Origin of the sequence: Aeromonas enteropelogenes (genome assembly GCF_000819845.1) — a bacterium.
Classification (GTDB): Bacteria; Pseudomonadota; Gammaproteobacteria; order Enterobacterales; family Aeromonadaceae; genus Aeromonas; species Aeromonas enteropelogenes.
In genome coordinates this window covers 32,421-42,410 of the sequence record NZ_CDCG01000042.1, presented here as the reverse complement: position 1 = coordinate 42,410, position 9,990 = coordinate 32,421, and the positions used below count along the sequence as shown (strand labels likewise).

At 59.9% G+C, this 9,990-nt stretch carries 9 protein-coding genes and 1 pseudogene; 3 read left to right on the top strand and 7 right to left on the bottom strand.

Features of this window, described 5'->3' with window-relative positions; genetic code table 11:
* Positions 1-237 (top strand): annotated as a pseudogene (locus BN1123_RS18280) (IS5/IS1182 family transposase); the annotation flags it as partial.
* Positions 238-367: 130 nt separating this feature from the next.
* Here BN1123_RS18280 and pseC read toward each other — a convergent pair.
* The 6 genes from pseC to BN1123_RS18250 all read right to left on the bottom strand — a co-directional run bounded on the left by pseC (position 368) and on the right by BN1123_RS18250 (position 6,219).
* Positions 368-1,495, bottom strand: a complete 1,128-nt coding sequence (gene pseC, locus BN1123_RS18275; RefSeq protein ID WP_042028831.1) for a UDP-4-amino-4,6-dideoxy-N-acetyl-beta-L-altrosamine transaminase — start codon at positions 1,493-1,495, stop codon at positions 368-370.
* Positions 1,492-2,496: a UDP-N-acetylglucosamine 4,6-dehydratase (inverting) gene (gene pseB, locus BN1123_RS18270; protein WP_042028829.1), complete on the bottom strand. Its 1,005-nt coding sequence runs from the start codon at positions 2,494-2,496 to the stop codon at positions 1,492-1,494. Before pseB ends, pseC begins: the two co-directional genes overlap by 4 nt.
* Before the next feature lie 149 nt (positions 2,497-2,645).
* Positions 2,646-3,482, bottom strand: coding sequence for a cobalamin-binding protein (locus BN1123_RS18265; RefSeq protein WP_042028827.1), 837 nt, complete (start codon positions 3,480-3,482; stop codon positions 2,646-2,648).
* The gene (locus BN1123_RS18260; protein WP_042028826.1) at positions 3,475-4,437 is read right to left on the bottom strand and encodes a cobalamin biosynthesis protein CobD/CbiB; all 963 of its coding nucleotides are present in this window, start codon (positions 4,435-4,437) and stop codon (positions 3,475-3,477) included. Before BN1123_RS18260 ends, BN1123_RS18265 begins: the two co-directional genes overlap by 8 nt.
* Positions 4,434-5,126, bottom strand: coding sequence for a 5'-methylthioadenosine/S-adenosylhomocysteine nucleosidase (mtnN, locus tag BN1123_RS18255; RefSeq protein ID WP_042028825.1), 693 nt, complete (start codon positions 5,124-5,126; stop codon positions 4,434-4,436). Before mtnN ends, BN1123_RS18260 begins: the two co-directional genes overlap by 4 nt.
* Before the next feature lie 160 nt (positions 5,127-5,286).
* The gene (locus BN1123_RS18250; RefSeq protein ID WP_042028824.1) at positions 5,287-6,219 is read right to left on the bottom strand and encodes a ZIP family metal transporter; all 933 of its coding nucleotides are present in this window, start codon (positions 6,217-6,219) and stop codon (positions 5,287-5,289) included.
* A 337-nt stretch (positions 6,220-6,556) separates the two neighbouring features.
* On the opposite strand from BN1123_RS18250, the gene BN1123_RS18245 reads away from it, so the two are divergent.
* A complete protein-coding gene (locus tag BN1123_RS18245; protein WP_042028823.1) occupies positions 6,557-8,188 on the top strand; it encodes a methyl-accepting chemotaxis protein in 1,632 nt (543 codons plus the stop codon).
* A 307-nt stretch (positions 8,189-8,495) separates the two neighbouring features.
* Here BN1123_RS18245 and suhB read toward each other — a convergent pair whose 3' ends face one another.
* Complete coding sequence (gene suhB, locus BN1123_RS18240; RefSeq protein ID WP_026458137.1) at positions 8,496-9,299, bottom strand: inositol-1-monophosphatase; 804 nt, start codon at positions 9,297-9,299, stop codon at positions 8,496-8,498.
* Positions 9,300-9,496: 197 nt separating this feature from the next.
* Between suhB and BN1123_RS18235 the strand changes: the two genes are divergently transcribed.
* On the top strand, positions 9,497-9,952 hold the full coding sequence (locus tag BN1123_RS18235) for a hypothetical protein (protein WP_042028822.1): 456 nt from the start codon (positions 9,497-9,499) through the stop codon (positions 9,950-9,952).
* Positions 9,953-9,990: the final 38 nt, after the last annotated feature.

Here is a 9,990-nt window from a genome sequence, read left to right as displayed (position 1 = left end):
CCAAGAAATGACGCAGTGCTGGTGATGCGCAAGGAAGGGCTGGCGCACTGGAAGAAGATATCGGGGTATCACCGTCGCTCGCTGGCAGAGACGGCGATGTATCGCTTCAAGCAGTTGCTGGCGGGGAAAATCAGTCTGCGCAACTACAACGGCCAAGTGGGAGAAGTCATGGCGTATGTAAGCGCCATAAACAAGCTGAATACCCTGGAACTACCTGTCAGACAGCCCCGAGTGTAGCGGTCACCTAGGGCTGGTGAAGTCATGACTTTCTGGCTGATTTGGGAAACAACGCCATCTTGAACGATATACGGTTAACAACGTCGAAAAAGAGATTACAGAGATTCGACGTGGTAAATGGATATGATTATTATCCAAGTATTATTTTAATGATGTACTTTATGTGTTCAGACATCAGACTAGGAAACAGCGGCAGCGTGATGGCGCCAGAGTAGAACTGTTCAGCATGGAGGAGGGGCTTCTGGGCCCATTTTTGATACCAAGGCTGCTTGTAGATCGGCATATAGTGCACGTTAGCACCGATGCCTTGGGCCCGCAGTTGCTCAAAGATACGGAAGCGCTGCACGGGGGCTACGCGGTGTACATAAAGATGAAAGGCACTGCGCCTTTCTTCACTGAAATAGCGAGGGAGTAGCTCCGGCGCCAATGCTTCGAAGTAGCGGCGGGCCAGCTTGCCGCGCTTTTGAATCCAATCCTCCAGATTCTGCATCTGGCTTAACCCCAGAGCGGCCTGGATATCGGTCATACGGTAGTTGAAGCCGAGCATTTGCTGCTCGTAGTACCAGGGGCCGTCCGACTCGTTGATAAAGTCTTCCGGTTCGCGGGTGATGCCGTGGCTGCGCAGCAGGCGCATGGTCTTGGCCAGAGTGGGGTCATTGGTCATGGCCATGCCACCTTCCCCCGTGGTGATGATCTTCACCGGGTGAAAGCTGAAGACCGTAATGTCGCTGTAGCGGCCGTTGCCGGTGGGCTCGCCGTGATAGCGAGCTCCAAGAGCGTGACAGGCATCTTCGATGATGCGAAAACCATACTCTTGCCCCAGGCGGTGGATCTCTTTCATGTCGCAAGGCAGTCCCGCGAAGTGTACCGGGATCACTACCTTGGGCAGCCGTCCTTCGGCTTTGGCTGCCATCAGTTTTCGCTCCAGCTCCACGGCGCACATATTGCCGGTATCGGGTTCGATATCGACAAAATCGACTCGGGCGCCACAATAGAGGGCGCAGTTGGCGGAGGCCACGAAGCTGATGGGAGAGGTCCAGACCCAGTCACCTGGGCCCACTCCCAGCGCCAGGCAGGCAATGTGCAGGGCGGCGGTGCCGGAGTTGACCGCAACCCCGAAGCGGGCGCTGCAGTAATCGGCGACCGCCTGTTCGAAACGGGGAACGACCGGCCCCTGAGTCAGAAAGTCGGATCTCAGGACCTCGACCACGGCGTCGATGTCCGCTTCACTGATCGATTGTCTGCCGTACGGGATCATTCCATCACCACTTGCTGATTGAGTTGCTTGAGCTCTTCTATAGTCAGAAAGATTGGGTTGTTGCGAGAGTTGTACTCAAACCCCGAGTCGACCATCTTTCCCTTCTCGCCGGCGGCGGTCTTCGAGAAGTCGTTGTTACGGTTGTTGAAGTTGATGGTCGGTCCGATGATGAAGAAGTCGTCGAACTCAAAGGTGTGATAGGAGTCGTCAGCCGGGCACATCACTTCGTGCATTTTTTCGCCCGGGCGGATGCCGACAATCTTGTGTGGCAGCTCGGGTGCCATGGAAAGGGCGAGATCCGTGATGCGAACGGAAGGGAGCTTGGGAACAAAAATTTCCCCCCCCTTCATCCGCTCGAAGTTGCGCAGCACAAAATCCACTCCCTGCTGCAAGGTGATCCAGAAGCGGGTCATCTCCTCGTGAGTGATGGGCAGGGAGTCTGCCCCCTGATCGATCTGCTTTTGGAAAAAGGGGACGACCGAACCACGGGAGCCGACCACATTGCCGTAACGCACCACAGAGAAACGGGTCGGATCCTGGCCCGCGATATTGTTGGCAGCGACGAACAACTTGTCGGAGGCCAGCTTGGTGGCTCCGTAGAGGTTGATCGGGTTGGCGGCCTTGTCGGTGGAAAGCGCGATGACCTTCTTCACCTGATTGATCAAGGCGGCCTGGATGACGTTTTCGGCCCCGTGAATATTGGTCTTGATGCATTCCATGGGGTTGTATTCAGCCGCTGGAACCTGCTTGAGGGCGGCGGCATGGACTACGTAATCCACCCCGCGCATCGCCATGGTCAAGCGGTTGGCATCCCGCACATCGCCAATGAAATAACGCATGCAGGGAGCATCGAAGACCTGCTGCATCTCGAACTGTTTCAGCTCGTCACGGGAATAGATAATGAGGCGTTTGGGTTTGTAACGCTCCAGTACTGTCTTGACCAGTTTCTTGCCAAACGAGCCGGTGCCACCCGTGATGAGTAGCGTTTTATCATTGAACATTGCGGGCATCTCGTCAGAAAAACAGTAGATGAATCATATGCTAGCAAATAAAGTACCAGCTTTTTATGCAAAGAGTGTGATCCATTCGCAAAAACGCTTTTAACACGCGAACTTAGGTCATCACTCTCAAAGTTAATTGTAATGACGACTTAAGGCGACGTAACGGGTGTAGTCCGGTTCTGCCAGATGGCGGAGCAGATCTGCTCCACGGCATTGAGGGCTCTCGGGGTGAAGCGGTGCAGCTCATCCGAGTTGATGAGGGTCAATCGTCCCTGCTTGACTGCGTCTATCATGGTCCACTGTTGCCAGTGCGCCAGAGCGCCCGGATCGCCACTTCCCGCTAGAATGAGCTCGGGGTTGGCCTTGATCACCTGCTCCTGGCTGACTTGGGGGTACGGGGTCTTGGCATGGGCCATCACATTGATGCCGCCACACAGCTCGATGGCCTGGGCGGGCCAGGCTTGGCCACTGGCACTGGTTAGCGGCGGGTACCAGAGCTGGTAGAACACCTTGACGCCGGTCGGCTGGCCGTAGCGCTGCCTGAGGGCCGCCAGTCTGGCCAGATAGCGATCGGCCGCCTCGTTGGCGCGTTGCTCAACCCCCAGCATCTTGCCAAGGGCCCGCATCTCGCCAGCCAGTGAATCAAAATCGGTGGGCTCGGAGTAGAACACCGGAATGCCGAGCTTTTCCAGCGGTGCCAGCATGCGCGACTGGGCGGATCGCCAGGCGAGGATGAGATCCGGTTTCTGGGCCAGCAGCGCTTCCACATTGATGCTGCGGTAATTCGCCACCTTGGGCTTGTCTGTCACCTCGGGGGGATAGTCGGAGGCATCATCGACCGCCACCAGCTTGTCGCCGGCTCCTATCTCATAGAGCAGCTCGGTGAGGTGGGGGACCACGCTCACCACCCGCTCCGGGATCGCTGCCATCGCCATGAATGGCAAACCTGCCAGCAACCCCATCCATTTACCTGTGTGTTTAACCATGCCAGCGTTCCACCAGAGTCAGCGCCAGGGCGACCAGCAGCCATCCCCAGCCTGTTCCTTGCAAGACATTGAGCCCCCGCGTGGCCATGTCGGCGCCGGGATCCTGCCCGAGCCCCAGCACGGGCCAGCGTTGCAGGGTGCCCTGGTAGTAGCGTGGCCCCCCCAGCCGGGTCTGAAACTTGTCCGCCAGCAGTACCAGCAGGATGCCTATGGCAGGATAGGGCCAGAGCACACCGCTGCGTAGCAGCCAGCCCGCACGCTTGAGACGGGTCAGTAGCAGGGGCAAGCCAAGCAGCAGCACAGTCGGGGCATTGAGCGCCTGATAGAAGGCGCTCGCCGCGCGGCCAAAGTGGCTGAATGCGGGATCCTTCATGCTCCAGCTCAGGCTCATCAGCTGGGTCAGTCGCCAGAGCAGGGCCCCCTGCACACCGGCCAGCGCATAGCCCAGCAGGGGGCCGGCCCATTGTCCCACCAGGCGCAGGGCACAGCTCTCGCTCACAGCCTTGGCAATCCCCATGACCGAGAGTTTGCCGGTCTCGCGCTTGAGCCAGGGCACGGCCTGCAGTCGTGCCAGTGGCAGCGTCTCCTGGCAGGCAAGGGCCCGGGTAGCACTCGCCAGCTCCCGCAGCGGACGGGATTCAATCATCAGCAGCAGAAACAGCAGATCGAACAGAGGTTCGCTCAGGGCCAGATTGCGCACCGACCAGAGGCCAGCTGCGCAGGGCAGCCAGACCACCAGCATCGCCAGCACACCGGCCTGCAACTGTTGTCTGGGCGAGCCGTCCGCCCTGTGTACCTTGTGGCCAAGGCGGGTGAGCAGCGGGGTGAGGGCCGAGAGCCGAATGTGGGCGGGGCGGGGAATGAGGGCCTCCAGCAAGGCGGCCCCCAACATGATGGCCGCCGTCGTGGAAAGCAGATCGGCGGCCATCGGTTCGAGCGATGCGATTGGGATCACAGCTTGCCGAGCATCTTGATGATCACTTCGGCCGAGTGCTTGCCAGCCACCTCGATAAAGGCGTCGAAGGATTCCACCTGCTCCTTGCCCGCGATGTCAGACATGGCGCGCACCACCAGATAGGGCACCTTGAACATGTGGCATACCTGGCCGATGGCAGCCCCTTCCATCTCGACCGCCAGCATTTGCGGGAAGTCGGCGCGTGCCTTGGCGATGGCCTGTGGCTTGCACATGAACTGATCACCAGTGCAGATGAGGCCAACCTTGGTCTGGTGCTTGCCCTGCTCGGCGATGCACTCACGTGCCACAGTGATCAGCTTTTCGTCGCAGGGGAAGGCGGCGGGTTGCTGTGCCATCTGGCCCATCTCGTAGCCGAAAGCGGTCACGTCCACGTCATGGAAGCGCATTTCGCTGGCGATCACCACGTCACCGATATGCAGATCCTGGGCAAAACCGCCCGCAGAGCCGGTATTGATCACGCAATCGGGGGCAAATTTTTCCAGCAGCAGGCTGGTGGCCACGCTGGCGGCGACCTTGCCGATGCCGGAGCGGGTCAGGATCACCTCTTTGCCGGCCAGCATCCCCTGATAGAACTCGCAGCCACCCAGTTGCAGGGTGGTGGCGTTGCTCAGCTGGCTGCGCAGCAGGGCCACTTCTTGTTCCATGGCGCCGATAATACCTACTTTCATCACTGACCTCGTCTTGATAGCCGTCAGGCTGTATTTAAGTTGCTGTAGATCATAACAAAAGATGAAGACGGCGCCGAGCGCCAGAAGAGAAATGCCAAGGAGGAACCCTGGCGCCCCAACGCGAGGCGCCACAAGTCACGAGGGAAGGGATGGTGATCGCTTAACCGAGGGCGGTGTCCAGCGTCATCATCAGGGCAAAACCCGCCATCAGGCCGAGGGTAGCGTGAGTTTGATGGCCGTTGCGATGAGTCTCGGGGATCACTTCATGGGAGACCACAAACAGCATGGCGCCGGCCGCCAGGCCCAGACCGATGGGATAGGCGATGGCCAGGCCGCTGGAGAGCCCCACCCCGAGCAGGGCGCCGAGGGGTTCGAGCAGGCCGCTGCCGATGGCGACCAGCACGGCCAGTGGCGGGCGAAAACCGGCGGCGCACATGGCAAGCGCCACCGCCAATCCTTCCGGAATGTCCTGCAGGGCGATGGCGGTGGTGAGCGGCAGCCCCACCGACATGTCCCCCTGGGAGAAGCTGACCCCGATGGCCATCCCCTCCGGCAGGTTGTGCAGGGCGATGGCAAAGACAAACAGCCAGACCCGGGAGCACTGCTCATGGCCCGGGCCGCAGGGGCCAGTCTTGTCGTGTTCGTGCGGGGTGAACTGATCCAATCCCAGCATCAGCAGTACCCCGAGGGTCATCCCCGCCACTACCACGGCAGCGGCGGCAAAGCCGTTGCCCGTGATGTCGCTGGCGGCATCGAGCCCCGGCAGCAGCAGGGAGAAAGCGCTGGCCGCCAGCATCATGCCGGCGGCAAAGCCGAGCATGGAATCCTCCACCCGCTGCGGCACGGCGCGCAGAAAGAGGGCGGGCAGGGCACCGAGGGCGGTGGCAGCAAAGCCGGCCGCCCCGCCGATGAGGCCATAGCGCATGCCGCTGCTGATTTCCTCCGTCGCCAGCATGACGAGGCTCTGCAACAGCAACAACAATACGGCTGCCAGCGCGATGAAGAGACCTATGGCCGTTCGGGGGCGGGATTGCATCTGGGCGCGCAGTTGTTGGGACCAGGAGGAAGCGGGCAGGGCTGACATATCGTCCATCGGGTGACCTTATGAGAAAGAGAGAAGGCTCATTACATCCCTGCGCCGACGCCTTGTCTACCCGAGGCAGGCGATTGCCCCCATAGCTAAATAGCATGCAGTTGGGCACTGGCGTAGGGCACCCGCCTGAGGCCTTGGCGCTGGAGGAATTAACACCATTTAAATTTTTTTAATAAAAATGAAGGCATTGTCGCCTTGTGCTAGAGTGCGCGACTTTGCCAAATGCCCTCTTCCCGCGTTTTGTGCATCTCCCCGTCAGGATGGCCCGGGTATCAGCTCACAGGGATGTGATCGCCACACTCCACACCCAGTCAGCAGTCGAGGACCCACTGCCACCATGTTTTACAAGAATCTCTCCATCGGCAAGAAGATTGCCGTGGTCTTTGCGATCATCGCCGCCGTCAACGTGCTGTTCGGTCTGTTTCTCTCCAGCGAGCTGCGCAGCGTGCGTGATCGGGTGCTGAACTTTACCGACTCGACCCTGCCGAGCGTGCTGTCGGTGGAAAACCTGCTCTATGACGTCTCCTATGTGCGCCGGGCCCAATTTGCCCTGCTGATGGTGGATGACAGCGCCGATCTGCAGGCCCGTCGTGGCCGGATCCAGAATAATATCCAGAAGGTAGAGACCAGCTTCCAGACCTATGAGGCCACGGTCGGAGCGGCCCATGAGCGTCAGGTATTCAACCGGGCCAAGCAGCACTGGTTGAGCTATCGCCGCTCGGTGAGCGAGTTCGATCAGCTGCTGGCCACAGGCCGGCATACCGAAGCCGAGGCCCAGCTGTTTGCCTCCAACGCGACTTTCGGCGCCCTAGAGCAGGCGGTCAACGAGCTGGTCGGGGTCAACCTCGACTTTGTCAAGGAGAACCGTGGCAGCCTGCTCGGCAGCGTCAGCATGCTCAACACCCTGGCCATGGTCAGCATCGGCAGCCTGTTGCTGTTCATGATGGCGATGACCTGGTTCCTGACCCGCCAGATCTGCCTGCCGCTGCAGGCCGTAGTGGCCCAGGCCAACGCCATTGCCAGCGGGGATCTGACTCACCGTCTGGATCGCCGTAACCTGGGGCGCGATGAATTGGGGGCACTGGCCAATGCTTCCCTCAAGATGCAGGACAACCTGCGTGGCCTGATTGAAGAGGTGGTGGCCGCCGTGACCCAGTTGGGCACCGCCATCGAGGAGGTGAGCGCCGTCTCCGAGCAGTCGGCCAAGGGGATCCAGAGCCAGCAGCAGGAGATCTCTCTGGTGGCGACGGCCATGACCCAGATGAAGGCCACAGTCGCCGACGTGGCGGGCAACACCGAGATCGCCTCGGAATCCGCCAGCTCGGCCAATGCGCTGGCACGCAGTGGCAACCGGGAGGTACGTAACTCTCTGGTGGCGATCACCCGTGTAGCGGAAGAGATCGAGCAGGCCGGCGTGCTGGTGACCGAGCTCGAGCGCGAGTCTGCCCAAATCAATGTGGTGGTGGACGTGATCCGCGGTATTGCCGATCAGACCAACCTGCTGGCCCTCAACGCCGCCATCGAGGCCGCCCGTGCCGGTGAGCAGGGACGCGGTTTTGCGGTGGTGGCCGATGAGGTGCGTACTCTGGCGGGCCGTACCCAGGCCTCTACCGGCGAGATCGTGGCCATCATCGAGACCCTGCAGGCCCGTGCCAACAAGGCCAAAGAGGTGACTGGACTTAGCTGCGACATGATCCGCGAGTGTGTGACCCAGAGCGAACAGACAGGGGCTGGTATTCAGCAAATTGAGGAAGCAGTTGCCCAGATCGCCGACATGGCGATCCAGATCGCCAGTGCCTGTGGTGAACAGGATGCGGTCTCCGACGAGCTGGGGCGCAACGTGGAGCGGATCAACGAGTCGGCCAACGAGGTTGCCTTCGGCGCCGATCATACCGCGCGCGCCTGTCTGGAGCTGAGCCAGCTGGCCGCCGGCCTCAAGCAGACTATCGGGCGCTTTCATCTTGCCTGATCCCGAGCGCAATTCAGGTGCGCGAAGAGGCGCCTGTCTTGCTGATATCAACCCGGCTTAGGCCGGGTTTTTTATTGCCTGCCAATCTCCATATCGAGGGGGGAGATGGCAATCAGCGTCTGTGTGCGTCAGCGTGAAGGGAAGGGAAATGGTTATGGCGATAGATGGTTTGGTCGAGGGCTGGATTGCAAGGGCGCAAAGCCACGAATGCCTTGCAGGAGTAAACCAGAGCGATACATAACCACGAGCGGCAGATAACAAAAAACCGGCTTGCGCCGGTTTTTTGTTATGTCGAGTACGGGCTGGCTTATTTGGCCAGAGACTCCGGCAGCTCTTCACGGATCTTGCCGAGCATCTCTTTGAGCACGCGCGGGTTGGCAACGACTATGTTGCCGGAGGTTTCGTAGTTGTGACCACCCACGAAGTCGGTCACGATGGCGCCCGCTTCCTTGGCCAGCAGTTCGCCGGCGGCGGTATCCCAGGGTTTCAGGCCGATTTCCCAGAAACCGTCGACACGGCCGGCGGCCACGTAGGCCAGATCCAGGGCGGCGGAGCCGGAGCGACGGATGTCGGCACACTCGATGAACATGCTCTGGAACATCTTCAGGTACGGCTCGATATGGTGCTTCTGTTTGAACGGGAAGCCGGTGGCCAGCACGGTACCAGCCAGTTCGCGGGCCTTGCCGACGCGGATGCGGTAGCCGTTCAGCTGGGCGCCGCTACCACGGGTAGCAGTGAACAGTTCGTCGCGGATCGGGTCGTAAATAACGGCTTGTTCGGTCTTGCCTTTCACGCGCAGGGCGATGGAAACGGCGAAGTGCGGAATGCCTTTGACAAGGTTGGTCGTGCCATCCAGTGGGTCAATGATCCATTGGTAATCCGGATTGGTACCGGCAGTCTCACCAGACTCTTCAGCTACGATGCTGTGCTCCGGGTAAGATTTTTTGATGGTATGAATGATGGCCGCTTCGGCTTCACGGTCAACGTTGGTCACGAAGTCATTGCTGCCTTTCTGGATAGCCTCAATGTTCTCGGGCTGGGAGAAGGCTTTTACTACAACTTGACCGGCGTTGCGCGCAGCGCGCACGGCGATATTCAGCATCGGATGCATAGGTTCACCACTGGATGTTAAAGAACGGGGATAAAAGGACGCGGTATGATACCAGTATTTCCACCGATGGCAACTGTTATCCCGATTCAGCCATTCGATTGCCACTGCCAGATATGACGGCTCCAATATAGGCCGGATCTGCGCTAGTCTTATGCCTGCAATCAACCCAGTTTGTCATGAGCATAGGGACATGAATCATGAACTTGTCAGTAGTCAGTCAGCACGTATCCGGCGCCAGTGAAGGTTTACTGGCCATTTTGCGTTCATCCAGAGAGTATGGCGACCACTTTGCCAACATCGGCATCACGCCGCTTGCCGAGTGGCAGCCAGCCAAGGCGGAGGCGGCGATCCTGCTGATCGATGGCAATACTCCCTGGCAGGATGCCGGCTTTTTGGGCGGGGAAGATGACACCATAGGGCTGCCGGTGTTGCCGCTGCTGATCCGCAAGGAGGACAGGGAGCTGGCCATCTGCGGGCCGGATGTGCGCGCCCCCCGCTTCTATTTCGTCTCCAACGGCATAGTGCTGGAGGAGTCGGATCTCGCCAATCCCGCCAGCAGCAGGGTGCTGCTGCGCAAGCTGGAATCCTACTTCCCGCTGCTCTCCCGCCTCATCATGCTGCGCCAGCGCAAGCCGGCCGCCACCTTCAACTGATCTCGTCATCATCGGCCGACAAACGGCGCACCCAGTGC